This window comes from Peribacillus sp. YIM B13482 (assembly GCF_042787975.1).
Lineage (GTDB): Bacteria > Bacillota > Bacilli > Bacillales > DSM-1321 > Peribacillus > Peribacillus simplex_A.
Map to the genome: position 1 here is coordinate 31,075 of NZ_JBHZPF010000026.1, position 17,339 is coordinate 48,413.

18 protein-coding genes and 2 pseudogenes are annotated in these 17,339 nt (G+C 40.0%); 13 read left to right on the plus strand and 7 right to left on the minus strand.

Going from position 1 to position 17,339, the window contains the following annotated elements; all coding sequences use genetic code 11:
- Positions 1–48 precede the first annotated feature (48 nt).
- Positions 49–1,680 carry a PucR family transcriptional regulator gene (locus tag ACFX4L_RS13950; protein ID WP_377405450.1) on the plus strand — a complete coding sequence of 544 codons (1,632 nt, stop codon included), beginning with the start codon at positions 49–51 and terminating at the stop codon, positions 1,678–1,680.
- Positions 1,681–1,799: 119 nt separating this feature from the next.
- On the opposite strand, the gene yhfH (ACFX4L_RS13955) is transcribed toward ACFX4L_RS13950, so the two are convergent.
- From yhfH (ACFX4L_RS13955) to yhfH (ACFX4L_RS13970), 4 genes are read right to left on the minus strand one after another with little or no spacing between them, the layout of a single operon-like run.
- Positions 1,800–1,940: a protein YhfH gene (yhfH, locus tag ACFX4L_RS13955; protein WP_284469059.1), complete on the minus strand. Its 141-nt coding sequence runs from the start codon at positions 1,938–1,940 to the stop codon at positions 1,800–1,802.
- Between the two features lie 28 nt (positions 1,941–1,968).
- Positions 1,969–2,106 carry a protein YhfH gene (gene yhfH, locus ACFX4L_RS13960; protein WP_081108659.1) on the minus strand — a complete coding sequence of 46 codons (138 nt, stop codon included), beginning with the start codon at positions 2,104–2,106 and terminating at the stop codon, positions 1,969–1,971.
- Between the two features lie 29 nt (positions 2,107–2,135).
- Positions 2,136–2,273 carry a protein YhfH gene (yhfH, locus tag ACFX4L_RS13965; RefSeq protein ID WP_081108660.1) on the minus strand — a complete coding sequence of 46 codons (138 nt, stop codon included), beginning with the start codon at positions 2,271–2,273 and terminating at the stop codon, positions 2,136–2,138.
- Positions 2,274–2,317: 44 nt separating this feature from the next.
- Positions 2,318–2,452 carry a protein YhfH gene (yhfH, locus tag ACFX4L_RS13970; protein ID WP_284469058.1) on the minus strand — a complete coding sequence of 45 codons (135 nt, stop codon included), beginning with the start codon at positions 2,450–2,452 and terminating at the stop codon, positions 2,318–2,320.
- Positions 2,453–2,955: 503 nt separating this feature from the next.
- On the opposite strand from yhfH (ACFX4L_RS13970), the gene ACFX4L_RS13975 reads away from it, so the two are divergent.
- From ACFX4L_RS13975 to ACFX4L_RS14025, 11 genes and pseudogenes are all read left to right on the plus strand, one after another.
- Positions 2,956–3,843, plus strand: a complete 888-nt coding sequence (locus ACFX4L_RS13975; RefSeq protein WP_377405452.1) for a diacylglycerol/lipid kinase family protein — start codon at positions 2,956–2,958, stop codon at positions 3,841–3,843.
- A 284-nt stretch (positions 3,844–4,127) separates the two neighbouring features.
- Complete coding sequence (locus ACFX4L_RS13980) at positions 4,128–6,161, plus strand: Na+/H+ antiporter (RefSeq protein WP_377405454.1); 2,034 nt, start codon at positions 4,128–4,130, stop codon at positions 6,159–6,161.
- A 118-nt stretch (positions 6,162–6,279) separates the two neighbouring features.
- Entirely contained in the window at positions 6,280–6,798 is a 519-nt protein-coding gene (locus ACFX4L_RS13985; protein WP_284469055.1) for a GNAT family N-acetyltransferase, read from the plus strand.
- Between the two features lie 186 nt (positions 6,799–6,984).
- Entirely contained in the window at positions 6,985–8,370 is a 1,386-nt protein-coding gene (locus ACFX4L_RS13990) for a protoporphyrinogen oxidase (RefSeq protein ID WP_377405456.1), read from the plus strand.
- A 173-nt stretch (positions 8,371–8,543) separates the two neighbouring features.
- Positions 8,544–9,086 carry a helix-turn-helix domain-containing protein gene (locus ACFX4L_RS13995; protein ID WP_061461143.1) on the plus strand — a complete coding sequence of 181 codons (543 nt, stop codon included), beginning with the start codon at positions 8,544–8,546 and terminating at the stop codon, positions 9,084–9,086.
- A 69-nt stretch (positions 9,087–9,155) separates the two neighbouring features.
- Entirely contained in the window at positions 9,156–10,265 is a 1,110-nt protein-coding gene (locus tag ACFX4L_RS14000; protein WP_061461144.1) for an ABC transporter ATP-binding protein, read from the plus strand.
- Complete coding sequence (locus ACFX4L_RS14005; RefSeq protein ID WP_089363939.1) at positions 10,255–11,058, plus strand: ABC transporter permease; 804 nt, start codon at positions 10,255–10,257, stop codon at positions 11,056–11,058. The genes ACFX4L_RS14000 and ACFX4L_RS14005 overlap by 11 nt, the downstream gene beginning before the upstream one ends.
- 1 nt (position 11,059) lies before the next feature.
- Positions 11,060–11,863, plus strand: a complete 804-nt coding sequence (locus ACFX4L_RS14010) for an ABC transporter permease (RefSeq protein ID WP_377384741.1) — start codon at positions 11,060–11,062, stop codon at positions 11,861–11,863.
- The gene (locus ACFX4L_RS14015) at positions 11,860–12,933 is read left to right on the plus strand and encodes an ABC transporter substrate-binding protein (RefSeq protein WP_061461146.1); all 1,074 of its coding nucleotides are present in this window, start codon (positions 11,860–11,862) and stop codon (positions 12,931–12,933) included. The genes ACFX4L_RS14010 and ACFX4L_RS14015 overlap by 4 nt, the downstream gene beginning before the upstream one ends.
- Positions 12,934–13,225: 292 nt before the next feature.
- Complete coding sequence (locus ACFX4L_RS14020; protein WP_377384739.1) at positions 13,226–14,122, plus strand: foldase protein PrsA; 897 nt, start codon at positions 13,226–13,228, stop codon at positions 14,120–14,122.
- Between the two features lie 239 nt (positions 14,123–14,361).
- Positions 14,362–14,666 (plus strand): annotated as a pseudogene (locus tag ACFX4L_RS14025) (IS3 family transposase); the annotation flags it as partial.
- Positions 14,667–14,763: 97 nt separating this feature from the next.
- Here ACFX4L_RS14025 and ACFX4L_RS14030 read toward each other — a convergent pair.
- On the minus strand, positions 14,764–15,288 hold the full coding sequence (locus ACFX4L_RS14030) for a YtxH domain-containing protein (RefSeq protein ID WP_377405458.1): 525 nt from the start codon (positions 15,286–15,288) through the stop codon (positions 14,764–14,766).
- A gap of 236 nt (positions 15,289–15,524) precedes the next feature.
- Here ACFX4L_RS14030 and ACFX4L_RS14035 point away from each other — a divergent pair.
- A pseudogene (locus ACFX4L_RS14035) lies at positions 15,525–15,714 on the plus strand (hypothetical protein); the annotation flags it as partial.
- A gap of 84 nt (positions 15,715–15,798) precedes the next feature.
- Here the strand turns inward: ACFX4L_RS14035 and ACFX4L_RS14040 are convergent.
- Both ACFX4L_RS14040 and phnF read right to left on the minus strand, forming a co-directional pair.
- Positions 15,799–16,521 carry an SIS domain-containing protein gene (locus ACFX4L_RS14040; protein WP_377384735.1) on the minus strand — a complete coding sequence of 241 codons (723 nt, stop codon included), beginning with the start codon at positions 16,519–16,521 and terminating at the stop codon, positions 15,799–15,801.
- 80 nt (positions 16,522–16,601) lie between these two features.
- Positions 16,602–17,324, minus strand: a complete 723-nt coding sequence (gene phnF / locus ACFX4L_RS14045) for a phosphonate metabolism transcriptional regulator PhnF (protein WP_377405460.1) — start codon at positions 17,322–17,324, stop codon at positions 16,602–16,604.
- Between the last annotated feature and the right edge of the window lie 15 nt (positions 17,325–17,339).

Genomic DNA, 17,339 nt, shown 5'->3' on the forward strand with positions numbered 1-17,339 from the left:
TCCGTTTATAATAGATTTTAAAGCAGTTTTATAAAAGGATGTGTATGGATGAATACGTCGATTACAATCGAGGAAATTCTAACACGCAAGCATTTTAATCTGACGGATATAATTGCAGGTAGCAGTGGGATAAAGCGTCAAGTGAAGTGGGTCCACTGCATGGAAGTCACTCAAATCAGCCATTTGTTAAATGGAAATGAACTGATTCTGACTACCGGTTTAGGGTGGAAAGATTGCGATGACACATTTCTATCCTACTTAAGACAGTTAATTGAATGCAATGCAGCTGGACTCTGTATAGAGGTTGGCGCAGACACCATGGCCGTGCCGCAATGTGCCATTGATCTCGCAAATGAACAGCAATTCCCTATCATCCTATTTCATGAGGAAGTCCCTTTCGTAGAAATCACTCAGGATATTCATTCCCTTATCATTAATAAACAATATCAAATGATCTCCAACTTAGAAAACTACTCCCAGCAGTTAAATAAAAATCTCCTCGAAATTGACCATTATGAACCAATTCTAAAATTTCTCCACAGCTATTTAAATGTACAGGTTATTCTTATCTTTAATGAAAACGATATAGCCAGCATTCCCAAAACGAAGAAAAAAATAACCTATCAAATGGTAGCGGACATATACGAAGAATCGAAATTCGATAAAACCATTCATAGACAGCCAATTCAAGTGCTCGGTGAAAATTATGCGGAACTGCTCATTTGCAGCAACGACAGAGAGTTGACGGACTTTGATTCACTGATTTTGGATCGAACGGCTACCGCTTTGGCACAGCATCTATTAAGGGAGTTATATATTGAAGAAAAGAAAATGTCGGAAGAGAGTAAATGGCTTACAAATTGGATTGAAGGTGAGTATAGTGACGAAGCAATCCGGGAAAGGCTTTCCTATATTGATCCGAAAATGCAATTGGATGGCGGAATTGTTTGCATTTGCAAACAACACCCAAGATATAATAGAAGTTCTGCAAAATTAGATGGAACCTATTTTAAGATAATGTTTAAGACAGTTTTTGAACAGTACGGCTTTCAGATATTTTCTATGGAAATTAATCAGCATCTAGTTTTTATTTTAGGTGATAATCGTTCATCTGAAGATTGGAAATCAAGGGTGACAAGCGCAGTGGATCGAATCATGAAAATGGATGTTAGCGGGCGTAATCGAATGAGTTTGCTCTCCATTGGTTTTGGAAAGCATGTTCGAGGGTTAAGCGAGATTTATAAAAGTTATGAAACGGCCCGTGAGACTCTGCTGCTTCAGGATACATTACCAGAGGATAACAGGAGCTTCTTTTATCAGGATTTACATATGCATCGCATGATTTCGCTCATAAATAAACATGGTAATCTGGAGGAAACGGTGCACGAATATTTAGGTCCTGTCATTGAATACGACAAGCAAAACAATGGTGAGTTAATGCCTACCCTGAAGACCTATCTTGCTTGTAACGGTTCTAAACAGGAAACCTCAAAACAACTATTCATTGTCCGGCAAACGCTATACCATAGGCTTGAAAAATTAGAAAAACTGTTAGGTTCGGATTTTATGCGTTCAGATAAGCGTCTAGGACTTGAATTCATGATTTTTGCATTGGACTTCTTACAGTACAGCAGCAGGAAAGTCAGTGGAAAATATGTAGATAAATATATTGGGAAGTAAAAAATAGTACGAATGAAGGGTGTCCCAAGGACATCCTTTTTTGAATGTAGAAAGGGAAGCTAATACAAGGTTAATGCTGACATCAAACCTATAGAGCTTCTTGATGTCAGCATCTTTTATTAATATTCATTTTTTTTGGAAAGGCAGTGGTCACATTCCAAGAGGTAGGATTCAGCTTGTTCAGTAATAGGAGTACCGCATTCCGTACATTGTTTAGGTGGCAGTGTCCTGAAGAATTCCAATGGGTTCTTAGTTTGCATGATGATTCCTCCTTATGATTTGGTTTAGTTATTCTTCGCGTTTGGAAAGGCAGTGGTCACATTCCAAGAGGTAGGATTCAGCTTGTTCAGTGATATGGGTTCCGCACTCTGTACATTGTTTAGGCGGAAGTGTCCTGAAGAATTCCAATGGGTTTTTAGTTTGCATGATGGTTCCTCCTTTTTGATTTGGGTTAATTAGTCTTCACGTTTGGAAAGGCAGCGGTCACATTCCATTAAGTAGGATTCAGCTTGTTCAATAATATGGTCACCGCACTCGGGACAATGTTTAGCAGGGATATTGTTAAAAAATTCAATGGATTTTTTCATTTGCATGATGATTTCCTCCTTTATAATGTTTTATTATTTTTTCGATCGATTTATTCCTCACGTTTGGAAAGGCAGCGATCGCACTCCAACAGATAGGAATCTGAGTGATCCACATGTGTTTCACCACATTCTGGGCAATGTTTAAACGTATCGATTATAAATGTCTCCGATTGATTTGCTTGCATGGTTCGCACCCTCCTTATAGTACAGTTATTGTTGTTTGTTTGTTGTTATAATACAGTATATACCCGAATTTGGAAAATGTATAGGTATTTAACAGAAAATTTGAAATTTATTTCAAGAAGAGTCTGAAAACCTTATAGATAGGGAGTTTTTTTAACTTTTTTTGTATTTCTTTTCACGGCAGCTTGGAAAATGAAGAAAAAATGGGTTTTATAAAGGGGGAAAAACAAAGGGGGGCGAAAGGGACAGACAATTTTAAAGTTGATTAGAATAGGTATTACTGTAACAGAAGAGGAACAGGAGGTTCAGGGGTGATGATTACCTGTTTCACAGTCCATGAACATATAAGAGCTGTTCAAAATGTCAGCAAACCGTCAAGCGGCAGCAATTATGAAAGTTCCTGCCAAACTTCTTTATTCAACAATCGGAAAAATTGTCCGTGTGGTTTTATTACTTCAGTAAAGAGGTAACTTGCTAGTAGATATACAATAAAGGGAGGTAGCATATGTCGAAAGTGATGATTATCATAAATCCATCTTCAGGTAGGGAAAAGGCAGGAAAGATTTTGCCGAAAGCGGAAAAGGCACTTGGTGATATATATGATGAGGTGTCCGTCCGTCAAACCGAAGGAGAGGGGGATGCCACGGATTTTGCCAAGGAGGCCTGTGAAGAGAGGTTCGATGCTGTCATTTCCATGGGTGGGGATGGAACGGTGAACGAGATAGTGAATGGGTTGGGCGAGCAGCAGCATCGGCCAATTTTCGGAATCATCCCACTAGGAACCGTTAATGATTTCGCTAGATCTTTGGGCATACCCTTGAATCCCAATACGGCCATTGGGATATTAAAGGACATGCATATTAAGGAATCGGACATAGGGAAGATCAATGACCGTTATTTCATGAATGTGTTGGCAGTAGGGGCGATCGCTGAGGCCACCTATAATGTATCCGTAGACCAAAAAACCCGCCTGGGGTCTTTTGCATATTTCATTGAAGGAGCAAAAGCGATGATTAAAAAGAATCCGTTTCCTTTAACGGTTGAACATGATCAGGGAAGGTGGATGGGTGAGGCTCATTTACTGATTGCAACAATGACTAACTCTGTCGGCGGTTTCGAACAACTTGCACCCGAGGCGGAAGTGAATGATGGAAAGCTGCACACATTCATCATTAAGGATTTATCACTTCCTTTTATCGTCAAGATCGTTCCCAGTTTAATGAAAGGAGAGATCAAGGGACATGACGAAATTGAATATATTCAAACATCCAAGCTCAATTTATCCACAACAGACGAACTTGCAGTCAATATCGATGGAGAAGAAGGCTTTCTCCTTCCATTTCAATCAAATGTACTGCATAAACACCTTCGTCTCTTTGTCCCGGGGAACTAAATGGTGTTTTAACATAAAGCAGTGCCGACTTGTTCTGTGGGTTAGTCTTTTCACAAAATGCTGATTAGGGTAAGCCAATCAGCTTTTTTCTTTGAAATCCGATGCTGATTTGAGTCGATTTTGTATTCATTCAATCACCTCAATTTTCATGGTGATCCATCACGCAAAAGGTATTATTATTCAGGAGTATTCTAGGTTAGAATAGTAAATGCATGAATGGATGGGTCTGAATATGTTACGATTATAGTTATGAGAATAGATGAGAGAGGAAGTTTGATGTTTGAATGGAGTTTTTTCTTGTTATATTAGCCCTTCTTATATTGATTGGAGTGTCTAATGTAATTAACCACTTTATACCCTTTATACCTGTACCATTAATACAAATAGCACTGGGTGTCATACTGGCACTTTTACCCCTGGGTATGCATGTTGAGATGGAGACGGAATTGTTTTTACTGTTATTCATCGCCCCTCTTTTGTTCAATGATGGCAAAAATGTGCCCCGCACTGCACTTTGGAAGTTGAGAGCACCCATTCTCATGCTTGCACTAGGCCTGGTATTCATAACGGTTTGGACAGGCGGGTATTTAATTAATTGGATGATTCCTTCGATTCCATTGCCAGCAGCATTCGCCTTAGCAGCCATTTTGTCCCCTACAGATGTAGTGGCAGTAAGCGCTTTGGCGAGTCGAGTTAAGTTACCTAAGAGCATCATGCACCTTCTTGAAGGAGAAGGGCTCATGAATGATGCCTCAGGTCTAGTTGCCTTTAAATTTGCCGTTGCAGCTACAGTCACTGGTGTTTTCTCATTAGTGGATGCAACGTTCAGTTTTATATGGATTTCGATTGGTGGTTTTGTAGGAGGAGCAATTGTTGCCTTCATCATTATCAGGCTCCGTGTATTTCTTCGCCGTTTAGGAATGGAAGATGTTACGATGCACATGTTAATCCAGATCCTGACTCCTTTTATTATTTTCCTCGCTGTGGAACATTTCCACCTTTCTGGGATTTTAGCGGTAGTGGCTGGGGGGATTGTCCATGCCATTGAACGAGACCGGGAAATATCACCAACTGTAGAACTTCAGGTCGTTTCAAAGAGTACATGGTCCGTCATTTTATATGTATTGAATGGTCTTGTATTCGTTTTGCTAGGTTTGCAAATTCCAAGCGTTGCGAAAATTATCTTTCAAGATCCAGTCTTCAATAATGGGCAAGTGATCCTATATATTGTGGTCATTACACTTTTCCTCTTTGCTTTACGATTCATTTGGCTTACTGCTGCCTGGTCGATTGGCTGGATGACGAAAAAAGCAGGCGCCCAAAAACCAGACTTCAAAGCAGCTGGAATCATTACCATTTCCGGTGTTCGCGGAGCTGTAACGTTAGCGGGTTCGTTCTCGATTCCGTATGTGTTGGCAGATGGAAGTCCTTTTCCGGAGCGTTCGTTAATCATCTTCATTGCAGCAGGTGTCATATTGCTGACTTTGATCGTTGCCAGTGTTTTTCTGCCAATCATAGCACGGGCAGAAGAAGAGGAAATCGTGGATAAGCAGGCTGATAAAACGAAAGCGGCTGCCATTCACACACATCAAGCGGCGATTAAAGTTATAGAATCCCAAATGACAGATGAAAACCGGGAAGCGGCTTTATCGATCATTTCGAGGTACTGTACCAAGATCAATGCACTGTCCTATGTAGAACAGGAGAAAGAGCCAGCTGCATTAAGGGAAGAAGAAAAGGGTCTTCGCTTTAAAGCCCTTGAAGCAGAGCAAAGATTTCTTGATAAACTTATTAAGGATGAGAAAGTGGACCGGGAAACGGCATTTATATGCAAAGAATATATCCAGCGTATGGAAGGCGCGGTTACAAACCGGATGAAATTCCGTTTTTTCAGGTCCGTAACGCTTTTCAGAAGAAGTATGCTGAGGGTTTTTAAATTATTTTTCCCTAATAAAAGTGAAATAAGAAGGATCAATATAGAGAGATTGGAAAAGGTGAGAGACCTTAAAATCAGGATGTATAAAGCTGCCATCCAAGAGATACAAGCGGGTATCACTTCTGAAAATCATGAGACGTCTTCGATGATCATAGAAGAGTATAAAGTGTTGATATTAAAATGCAAACGTGAAAATAGAGGCCGTATCCCTAGTAAAATGGTCGATTATGAAAGGGAGCTATTCTATAAAGCGATCCAGGCAGAACGGGACGAAGTGCAGGATATGTTTGAAAAACGACAAATTTCCCGCGAGGTTGCCAATATACTCCGCAAGCAAATCAATTTACGAGAAGCCCTGACAATCAATGAAAGCACCCATTGATTATTTTAAGGAGCGCTGCCGATATATTCTGCAGTGCTTCTTTCATTTAGTGGAGGGATTTTAGGGTGACGCGTCGAATCATTGAGGTATCCAATAATTGATGAAAGCGGTGTGCCAAATGAAACAGGACAAGGAAATCGAGATCATCACCTTAACGCATTATTTACCGGAACATCATCACCAGCTGTCACAGTTTTATTTACCGGATACACAAACCCCTTTTTCGGCTCTGCCGGAAGAGTCACTGAAATATTGCCGAAAAGATGTTGACAGACACCCTTTCGTTATTTTGGCTGCGGGTATTCCGGTCGGGTTTTTCGTTTTACACATTGGGGAGAACATCAGCCCTTTCACCAGCAATAAAAAAGCGATATTACTCCGTGGATTTCTTGTTGATCAAAAGCATCAAGGGAAACGGATTGCGAAGAAAGCCTTGCAAATCCTTCCGGAATTCGCAAAAGGGATTTTTCCAAACAAGGATTCGATTGTACTGGCAGTGGACGTCAAGAATATGATTGCCAAAACTCTTTATACGAAATCGGGGTATCAGGATACAGGAATTCATAAAGAAGGCAGAAGCGGGTTGATGGAGATAATGGAATATAGATTAAATCATATGAACATGGATATGGAATAAGGAAATGAGATACGAGTATCGATATGAGGGTATTTAGACTTTTCGAATGAGAGAAGGTCTTTTTTTTGTCCAATTTGTTACAGGTTTCATTACGAAACTAATGAATTAAAGGGTCGCTTTTAATAATGCTGCTGCCTTATGGTACACTTTACTTAATGTAAATTTCGTTAATCGAGGTGTATTCTAATGAAAACGGTCGTAGTGGTAGGTGGAGGCATTACGGGTTTATCAACCATGTATTATTTACAAAAAGCTGCTAAAGCGAACAGTCTCTCCGTACGATTAATATTAATAGAAGGAAATGAGAAACTAGGCGGTAAAATCAGGACAGTGCATGATGGTCCATTTAAAATCGAAGCGGGTGCCGATTCGATTGTCGCCAGGAAACAAAATATAAAACCATTTCTTAAAGAATTGAACCTAGAAGATCAAGTTGTCTATAATGCGACGGGAAAATCATTTATCCATACCGATGGCGTGCTGAAGGGAATTCCTGAAGATGCCCTATTCGGAATTCCAATGAGCCTGGAGTCCCTGGCGAAAAGTGATCTGGTTTCTGCACAAGGAAAGGTCGATGCCTTAAAGGATTTCTATACAAAGAATGAGACGTTTACGAAAAACGACTCAATCGGTTTATTTCTTGAAAGTTTCTTAGGTAAGGAATTGGTGCAAAAACAGATATCACCTGTCCTATCTGGTGTTTATTCAGGAAAATTAAATGAATTGACCATTGCTAAAACACTGCCGGAGATGCTGGATTATAAAAATGAATATGGCAGTATCATACGCGGTCTATCGGAAAATAAGCAGAAATATCAAAGCAAGGGAAATAAGAAGTTCCTTTCGTTTAAAAATGGCTTATCGGTATTGATTGAACGTATTGAGGAAAGCCTCGATATGGTGGAAATTATAAAAGGGGTCAAGGCAGAAAAAATCAGAAAGAATGATGAGAGGTATATCATTTCATTGGCAAACGGTGAATCGCTGGAAACGGACTTCATTGTATTGAGTACACCGCATACCGCTGCCCAGAAATTATTGGGTGATCGGGAGTTGGATGAAGACTTCGACGGCTTAGTCAATAGTTCGATGATAAGCGTTTACCTTGGATTCGATATCCCGGACAGCATGCTTCCTAATGATGGGACAGGTTTCATTGCAGGTGATAATAGTGATTTGATCTGCAATGCATGTACGTGGACGAGCCGGAAATGGGAGCATACTTCTGAAAACAGTCAGCTTTTGGTAAGGCTTTTTTATAAAAGCTCTAGTCCGGACTATGAACGCTTACGGTCCCTTACAAATCAGGAATTAATCCAGGTGGCTTTACGAGACATTAAAAGCAGTTTAAGTATTTCTGGGACTCCAATTACAAGTGAAGTGACGAAATGGCATGAAGATATGCCGAACTACCATATTAAACATCCTAAAATCGTTCAATCACTGGAGGCGAAAATCTCCGAGAATTCTCCGAATGTTTTACTTGCGGGATGTTCATACAATGGTGTCGGAATACCGGACTGTATTGCAGATGGTGAAAAGAAAGCCCAAGAGATTTGTCTGAAGTTGTAAAAGGGGGACTGCCATGTCATGTGGCGGTCCTTTTTTGCATGACTGGAAATTCCGTTTGAAGTTTCCAGCATTTCCTGTATAATAATATCCATAAAATTAAACTGGAAGTTTACTTATATAAAACTTTATCTACTTCATGTTTACTATAAGTAAACTAATTGAGGGTAAATAGGATGCAAATTGGAAAAAAAATAAAAAACCTTCGCTTGAAAAAAGGATTGACCCAGGAAGAATTGGGAGAAAGAACGGATTTAAGCAAAGGATATATTTCACAGTTAGAAAGGGATCTTAGTTCCCCTTCCATTGAAACTCTTTTCAATATATTAGAAGTACTCGGCTGCAAGCCGAAGCAATTCTTCGATGAAGAGGATCAGGTCCAAAAAGTAGTGTATGAAGAAGAAGCACAAACATTTTTTATCGATGAGGAACGAGGGTATCAAATTCAGTGGCTTGTGCCTGAATCGAATGAGAAGGAAATGGAACCGATTCGCCTGACCCTTCAGGAAAAAGGGGAATTCAAACAATTTGAACCATCCTTGTCGGAAACATTCGGTTATGTAATAAGCGGAAGAGTCATTGTAAAGCTTGGTACACATACGTATTTCGTCAAGGCAGGTGAATCAATTTATTTTCATGCTTCCGATGAACACCAAATCATCAATGATTTTGGGGGTCCATCCGAGTTATTGCTTGTGGTGACGGAATCATACTTATAGAATTCAAAGCAATTGCTATCGTCTATGTAAAGACGGATGAAGTAAGGTAATGGAAAGAGGGAAGTAGCTATGGCAAACGAGAATATAATACACTTCGATCAGGTTACGAAGCAATTCGATGATGATACGGTAGTTCTCGATAATGTTAGTTTTGAAATCGAGAGAGGGAAGTTCTATACGCTTCTGGGTCCTTCAGGCTGTGGGAAGACAACGATCCTTCGCTTGATTGCCGGATTTACGGAGGCCTCCAAGGGTGATATTTACTTTGAGGGAAAAAAGATCAATGATGTGCCAGCCAATAAAAGGCAAGTAAATACAGTATTTCAAGATTATGCACTTTTTCCGCATTTAAATGTTTTTGAAAATGTAGCATTCGGTCTTCGCATCAAAAAAATGAAAAATACCGAAGTGGAAATAAAGGTGAAGGAAGCCCTCAGCTTTGTTAATTTGGAGGGTTATGAAAAACGGGAGATCAGGGAAATGTCCGGCGGTCAGCGGCAACGTGTAGCGATTGCCAGGGCGATAGTTAATGAACCGGAAGTCATCCTGCTGGATGAACCGCTATCTGCCCTTGATTTGAAATTGCGTACAGAAATGCAATATGAATTGCGGGAGCTACAACAAAGACTTGGAATCACGTTCATCTTCGTCACTCATGACCAAGAGGAAGCATTAGCGATGTCAGATGAGATTTTTGTCCTTAACAAAGGGAAAATTCAGCAAAGTGGGCCCCCTACGGATATTTATGATGAACCGCTGAATCGATTCGTTGCCGATTTCATTGGTGAGTCGAACATTGTAAAAGGAAAAATGATTGAAGATTACCTAGTGGAATTCGTCGGCAGACAGTTCGAATGTGTAGACCAAGGTTTGAATAGCGATGAAGCTGTTGATATTGTCATCCGCCCGGAAGATTTAGAGATTACTTCCGTCAATCGCGGGAAACTGCAAGTTCGGGTGGACTCTCAGCTATTTCGCGGTGTGCATTATGAAATCAGCTGCTATGATCATGATGGGAATGAGTGGCTTGTCCAATCAACGAAGAAGGCAACAGTTGGAGATGAAATAGGTCTTTATTTCGATCCCGAAGCGATTCATGTCATGCGATTGGGTGAAACTGAAGAGGAATTCGATAAGCGTTTGGAAGCGTATCATGATGGGGAAAGTCATGCAGAATAAACTATCACGGAATATTTATTTCATACCCTATGTCTTATGGATTGCTTTATTCGTTGTCGCACCCATTTTGTTAATCCTTTACTATTCCTTCTTCGACATTGAAGGTAATCTTTCTTTGATTAACTATCAAAAGTTCTTTACACCAGTATATTTAAAAATGACTTTAAGCTCATTTTGGTATGCTTTCCTCATTACGGGAATATCCCTTTTAGTGGCTTACCCTACCGCATATTTGTTAACGAAAACCAAGCATAAGCAGTTGTGGCTTTTGCTGATAATCGTGCCTTCCTGGATTAATTTACTCTTAAAGGCTTATGCCTTCATTGGCATTTTTGGCACGTATGGTGTGGCGAATGGTTTTCTGGAGGCAGTAGGAATCGGAAAGCAGCAAATTCTCTTTACGGATTTCAGCTTCATATTCGTTTCGGTTTATATATTCATCCCGTTTATGATCTTACCGATATTCAATGCGCTGGATGAAATGAATCCCACCCTTTTGGATGCGGCCAATGACTTGGGAGCGTCCCGGTGGATGACATTCCGCCGCGTCATTTTTCCTTTGACGATAGATGGTGTAAAGACGGGATGCCAGGTAGTCTTCATCCCGGCACTTTCATTGTTCATGCTTACAAGACTAATTGCCGGTAATCGAGTCATTACGCTTGGTACGGCTATCGAGCAGCACTTCCTTGTGACACAGGATTGGGGAATGGGTTCCACAATCGCGGTATTTTTGATTATTATAATGTTCCTGATTATGTTTGTAACGGGTAACCGAAAGCAGGGTGTGTAAATTGGGTAGTAAGTTATCACCAATATCAAAAGGGTTTCTCGTTTTGATTTTTCTCATACTCTATGCACCGATTTTCTTTTTAGTCTTTTACTCGTTTAACAGCGGTGGAACGATGTATGACTTTAAAGGGTTCACCATGGAGTGGTACAAGGAGTTGTTCCAAGATACAAGGCTGTTGATCATTGTATTGAATACGCTTGTGATCGCTTTATTATCTGCACTGATCGCCACGATCATTGGGGTGATTGGAGCCATTGGAATTCGTTCCTTTACGAGCAGTAAAGCTAGGAATACGGTATTGTCATTGAATAATGTATTGATTGTCAGTCCCGATGTGATTATCGGTGCTTCCTTCCTGATTCTATTCACAATGGCTGGGATCAAGCTTGGATTCTACTCAGTACTGTTGTCGCATATCGCCTTCAGCATCCCGATCGTTGTGCTGCTGGTCCTTCCGAAACTTCAGGAAATGAGCCCTACCTTAATTGATGCGGCCCGGGATTTAGGGGCAAGCCGTTGGGATGTATTGACGAAGGTCATCCTACCATACATCTTACCAGGTATCTTTGCTGGTTTTTTTATGGCTTTGACTTATTCACTTGATGATTTTGCGGTTACGTTCTTTGTGACCGGTAATGGCTTCTCCACTCTATCAGTGGAAATCTATTCATTGGCCCGCCGTGGTATTTCATTGAATATCAATGCACTATCGACACTGCTGTTCGCCTTGACACTATTGTTGGTTGTCGTTTATTACTTTATAACTCAACGTGCAAGGCAAACGGGAATGGGGGGGAAACGATGAAAAGGCTGGTCCAAATGTTTTTAATCATTTCCCTCGTATCCGCCTTGCTGCTATATGCGATTTCAAGATTGAACTCATCACAGGGGTTTACGAGCAATAATACGCTTACCATCTATAATTGGGGCGATTACATCGATACGGATCTAATCGACCGTTTTGAAGAAGAAACGGGTATAAAGGTCATTTATGAGACGTTCGATTCAAATGAGGCAATGATGACTAAAATTGAGCAGGGCGGTACGACTTATGATATTGCCATACCGTCTGAGTATATGATTGATAAGATGAGACAAGAAGACTTATTGGTTCCCCTGGATCATTCCAAGCTACCAAATTTGAAAAATATCGACGAGCGGTTCATCAATCTGCCATTCGATCCGGAGAATAAATATTCCGTGCCTTATTTCTGGGGAACAGTTGGAATTGTTTACAACTCCAAGATGCTCGGTGGCAAAGAAATAACGGCTTGGGCGGATTTATGGGATAAAGATTTAAAAAATGAAATACTTTTGACGGATGGGGCTAGAGAAGTGATGGGCATGGGCCTGAACTCTTTGAATTATTCATTGAATGATATAGATGAAGAACACCTTCAAGAGGCAAAGTCCAAGCTTGATGCACTCACTCCAAATATTAAAGCGATCGTTGGAGATGAAAGCCGCATGCTATTGGAAACCCAGGAAGCGGCGATTGGGCTTGTTTGGTCCGGAGTGGCTTCTGAAATCATGGCTGAAAATGAAGATCTCGAATATGTGGTCCCTAAAGAGGGGTCCAATTTATGGTTTGATAATATGGTCATCCCGAAAACAACCAAAAATGCCGATGCGGCTCACCAGTTCATCAACTTCATGCTGGACCCAAAAGTTGCGGCACAGAATGCCGAATATGTAAGCTACTCGACCCCTAATAAAGAAGCACTGAAATATATGCCTGAAGAAGTGGTGAAGGATGAACGTTTCTATCCATCACCAGAACTGACAGAGAAGCTGGAAGTGTACGAAAACCTTGGGAAGAAAAACTTGGCCCATTACAACGAACTCTTCCTTGAGTTTAAGATGCATCGTAAATAATATAAGAAAAGCATGGTGTAAAGGTATCCCCCTTATACCATGCTTTTTTCTGAGTTTTTGACGTATGATCTCCGTTGCTTCGCCACCATTACCTATATATCAAAAGTCAATATAACGGTATAATTTAGAGCTTTGTAATAATGAATTTATAGCAATGTAAAATGTTAGTAGGCCAGAAAATGCTCTAAAATATCAGTAGAGATATAAGTATGTTAGTATAATGATGGGAAATACCACAGGTGGAACTAATATTTCCAAGCTATCATAATAGAAAAATTAAGGGAGAGCATTCATGAACCTATTAAGAAGCACGAAGGCATATGTTTGGGCAGGGAGCACTTTAATCATTGCCGGGATCATGGCATTTGCGATGATTTCGTCTACGGAAAAGAATAAGACAATGGCAAGTATCGATGGCGAGAAAATCAGTAAGGATGAGCTGTATGACGCGCTTGTTGCAGAGTACGGAGCAGATACTTTAGACCTGTTAATTACGAATAAATTGGTTGAATTGGAAGCGGAAAAAGAAGGAATTAAAATTAAGGATGAAGAAATCCAAAAAGAAATAGATACCATGGCTGAGTCCTATGGCGATGAAAAGTCGTTAAAAGAGCAATTGGAAGCAAGCGGTTCGTCCATGGAAGCCTTGAAAAATGATATCGTGGTTTATCTGCAAACGAAAAAACTGATCGAACCGAGAATTACCGTTACAGACGATGAAATCAGTACGTATTTTGAAGATAATAAAGATACATTTGCACAAGCTGAACAAGTGGAAGCCAGTCACATTTTAGTCGAAGACGAAAAAACGGCTAAAAAGGTTGAGAAGGAAATTGCAGAGGGCGGTGATTTCGCTAAATTGGCAGCTGAATATTCCACTGATACAGAAACGGCGGATAACGGTGGAAGCTTAGGATACTTTGGGAAAGGGAATATGGTGGATGAGTTTGAAGATGTTGCCTTTGATCTTGATATAGGCAAAGTCAGTGATCCAGTCAAATCCGATTATGGTTATCACATCATAAAAGTAACCGGTAAAAAGGAAGCAAAAAAAGCTAATTTAGAAGACAGTAAAGAGGAAATCAAGGAAACGCTTCTTTCTGAAAGATTACAAGAGGAATATCCAGCTTGGTTAGCTGAAGTGAAAAAAGATCATGAGATTACGAATAAAATAGAGGGTTCTGAATAAGGTTATCAAGTGAAATGATATATGGAACAACAAAAAGCTGGGGCGTAATAAAATGTACCCTATAGAATAGACACTTTGAAAAAAGTCTATCCTGTAGGGTACTTTTGTTTATGATAAGAAAAAACACGTCGGAGTGAACTAAGATGACCAAACGATTATTTGCGGAGAAAGAACAAGCACAACTAAAATGTAATCCTCATGTTCAAGCTGTTAGTGACAAGGCCATCACGTACACAGATCATTTTCGTCGAAGAAAAAAAGGTGCGTGTCAAATTAAAATGACGTTAGAAAATCAGTATCAAATCACTTACAACTTAAAAGAATTCGTCGCATTATGAATAAATTTAATAGGATCTGCCCGATCTGAAAAGCGAATCCTTATCGCCGAATGGCAAAAGTGACACACGAACACCGTACTTATCCAAACCTCCTACAGCGTCCATTCAAACAAGGTGTCGCAGGCAAAGTATTATTAACGGACATCACTTACTTAACTTACCATCACGGCAAACGTGCTTATTTGTCGACCATTAAAGATGCCGCCTGCAAAATACAGACAGCATCTCCTTCAAGTTGCCTAGCTTTTTTTTAAAATGTCCTTTACAAAGGGTCACTTCATAATGCCTCAGCTTTTTTATATATTAGAAGTTCGATGAAATTGATTTTTGATTGGATAATCCTGATTTTGTAACGACGTCATCGCTCTCTTTTTCACTTTTTTTATTATCTGACTTCGATGATTGTGTTGGTGTTTCCTTCAGTTGTTTACCGGCAACGACCACTTTTGAGCTGATGTCCTTTAATTCATTTGTTGCGTCCTTAGCTGTACCCAGGGCGTTAGTGGAGATATCCTTTACTTCGGATACTTTACCCACCACGTCTTCATTGACGGTTTCATATAAGGTTTCAACGTCATTGATTGCCTCTTTAATCGTCTCTGTTGCGCCTTTGACTCCTGATACCATTTGTTCCTTCATTTCGCCCGGATTCTCCTTGACCTGTTCAATCATATTCATGGAATTGTCTTTTAAAAGGACGGCTGAACGCTTTACTTTATTTCTTGTATTGGAGTCAAGCAAGGTTAACGCACCACCAACAAGTCCTCCAATTAGAATCCCTTTTAACAGTTTGCTATTCGTTCGAGTTTCGATAGTTGTTTGAGTCATTTATATTTCCTCCCTTAGAATAGTAGATTGTTTGCTTACTTTGGTTTTCCCTTATTTACCATGAGTTAAACTAGGAATAATAAACTATTATGGGATTGATATGTTAAATAAAACAGTAGTAAGCTACATATAGTTTAATGATTGAGCTACTTTTTGAGAGGTGCAACAATGACAAATGAAAAATTTTCTGGTTTGATTGATCGGTATATGGAAGTTTTCTTCTATGTCAATAAGATGGGGGAACTTTTGCTGCGATGATGCCGGCTGGGGTTTTATCACTCTTGGAGACTGCCACGTTAATATTGGTGGGGCTTGCTTTATACGCGTTTGTCATCTTGCCGTTGTTCAGTAATGGTTGCAACGTTTGGAAACGCGAATTGGTGGCCATTTTTGAAAAAAAAAGGATTAAAAGGGACTATAAAATAAAGAAGGCATTCGAATGGATGCCTTCTTTATTATTTCATTATGTGGAACATAAAAGCTTATGTATGCCATTTTGGCTATATCGATTCACAATTTGGGGATTCTTGTTTTATATTTCGCGATAATCTTTTGATTGTGTTCATCCGCCCCTTCGATATTACTGCTTAGAAATACGGGAGGGGTCACTCCTGATTCAATAATCGTTTCAATGACTTGTGTGAAAATCATATTGAGAAGGACGGCCCCGATTACGGTCGATCCGGAACCAAAGGATATATTATTTGATTTCAGCAATGTGTCACCTTTGGAAATATGATTGTCTAAGACCAAATCAACGACATCGTGGAGATAAAGCTTCTTTTTATGCCGTGAAGGACAACTGTTTGCATACTCCGGTGATGTAAGTCCAATGACAAAGGCGCCCTTTTCTTTTGCGATTATAGCTACATCGATAGGAACGGGATTCACACCAGACGATGAAATGACAATACAGACATCGCCAGGACGGATATCCTCATCAAGCATGAATTTCTCAGATAGGTCATTTTGCCTTTCGAGTTGCGATGACCTAGATGCTCCCTTAAAAAGCATCAAATCTTCAACGAAAATAGGATGAATGGCGGCTAACCCACCTGCCCGGTAGAATACCTCTTCCGTCAAAATATGAGAATGTCCGCTTCCAAATAGATGAATGATTCCATCCGACACCAATGCTTTCGAGATATGTTCCACAGATTCCTTAATTGATTGTTTTTCCTGTTCTCCCACAATTTTGAGCAAAGCCTGAACTTCTTCAAAGTATGAATTCATATATGTGACACCCTCCGATTACCTTTAGCAATTAATAGACTCTAGTGATTGGCCCTTCTGTATATCAAAAATATTCAAGATTATCTGGTTATAGTGATAGTAAACTTATACCTGTCTGCACGATAAGCCGATTTAACATATTCAAGAGGGGTTCCATCTATTAAAAATGTATTCCTTTGAATGAATAATATGGGTGAGTCCTTTGGGATCGCTAAATGGGTGACTTCCAATTCAGAAGCAATCGCTGATTCCAATGTTTGTGAAGCATAGTCTATTTTAAGTTTAATGTAATTCTCCACATATTGGTAAATGGAAAGGTTAATGATTTCTTCCGTTAGTCCTTTAATTAAATTAGCAGACATGTACACGGTCTCGAGTGCCATTGGAACATCATCAGCCAAGCGAATGCGCTTTATTTCATAAACGGGAGCATGAAGGGAAATGTGCAATTCACTGGCAATTTTCTTATTAGCCGGAATGATTTCAAAGCTCAGCAGCTTACTGCTTGGATTTAACCCCCTGGCTTTCATATCCTCTGTAAAGCTGGTCAACCCATTGAGCTGCTGCTCCAACTTCTTATCGGCGACAAAGGTTCCCCTTCCTTTTTGACGGTATAAGTATCCGTCATTCACCAAATTATTTATGGCTTGCCGGACGGTCATCCGGCTAATTCCGAATTGCTCGGCATATTCGCGTTCAGATGGAAGGGCATCGTGCGCTTGGAACTCACCGTTTTCTATTTGTCTTTTTATTTGTTCTTCGATTTGAAAATAAATCGGAAGAGGTGAGTTTTTATCAATCATCGACTTTCGCTCCTT

What these genes read in the sequence shown, in the direction of transcription:
- yhfH (WP_081108660.1), bottom strand. Translation starts at nt 2,273, where the DNA reads ATGCAAATGAAAAAATCCATTGAATTTTTTAACAATATCCCTGCTAAA.
- ACFX4L_RS14015 (WP_061461146.1), top strand. Translation starts at nt 11,860, where the DNA reads ATGAAAAGGCTGGTCCAAATGTTTTTAATCATTTCCCTCGTATCCGCC.
- ACFX4L_RS14020 (WP_377384739.1), top strand. Translation starts at nt 13,226, where the DNA reads ATGAACCTATTAAGAAGCACGAAGGCATATGTTTGGGCAGGGAGCACT.
- phnF (WP_377405460.1), bottom strand. Translation starts at nt 17,324, where the DNA reads ATGATTGATAAAAACTCACCTCTTCCGATTTATTTTCAAATCGAAGAA.
- yhfH (WP_284469058.1), bottom strand. Translation starts at nt 2,452, where the DNA reads ATGCAAGCAAATCAATCGGAGACATTTATAATCGATACGTTTAAACAT.
- ACFX4L_RS13990 (WP_377405456.1), top strand. Translation starts at nt 6,985, where the DNA reads ATGAAAACGGTCGTAGTGGTAGGTGGAGGCATTACGGGTTTATCAACC.
- yhfH (WP_081108659.1), bottom strand. Translation starts at nt 2,106, where the DNA reads ATGCAAACTAAAAACCCATTGGAATTCTTCAGGACACTTCCGCCTAAA.
- ACFX4L_RS14005 (WP_089363939.1), top strand. Translation starts at nt 10,255, where the DNA reads ATGCAGAATAAACTATCACGGAATATTTATTTCATACCCTATGTCTTA.
- ACFX4L_RS13995 (WP_061461143.1), top strand. Translation starts at nt 8,544, where the DNA reads ATGCAAATTGGAAAAAAAATAAAAAACCTTCGCTTGAAAAAAGGATTG.
- ACFX4L_RS13985 (WP_284469055.1), top strand. Translation starts at nt 6,280, where the DNA reads ATGAAACAGGACAAGGAAATCGAGATCATCACCTTAACGCATTATTTA.
- ACFX4L_RS13950 (WP_377405450.1), top strand. Translation starts at nt 49, where the DNA reads ATGAATACGTCGATTACAATCGAGGAAATTCTAACACGCAAGCATTTT.
- ACFX4L_RS13975 (WP_377405452.1), top strand. Translation starts at nt 2,956, where the DNA reads ATGTCGAAAGTGATGATTATCATAAATCCATCTTCAGGTAGGGAAAAG.
- ACFX4L_RS14000 (WP_061461144.1), top strand. Translation starts at nt 9,156, where the DNA reads ATGGCAAACGAGAATATAATACACTTCGATCAGGTTACGAAGCAATTC.
- ACFX4L_RS14030 (WP_377405458.1), bottom strand. Translation starts at nt 15,288, where the DNA reads ATGACTCAAACAACTATCGAAACTCGAACGAATAGCAAACTGTTAAAA.
- ACFX4L_RS13980 (WP_377405454.1), top strand. Translation starts at nt 4,128, where the DNA reads ATGGAGTTTTTTCTTGTTATATTAGCCCTTCTTATATTGATTGGAGTG.
- yhfH (WP_284469059.1), bottom strand. Translation starts at nt 1,940, where the DNA reads ATGCAAACTAAGAACCCATTGGAATTCTTCAGGACACTGCCACCTAAA.
- ACFX4L_RS14040 (WP_377384735.1), bottom strand. Translation starts at nt 16,521, where the DNA reads ATGAATTCATACTTTGAAGAAGTTCAGGCTTTGCTCAAAATTGTGGGA.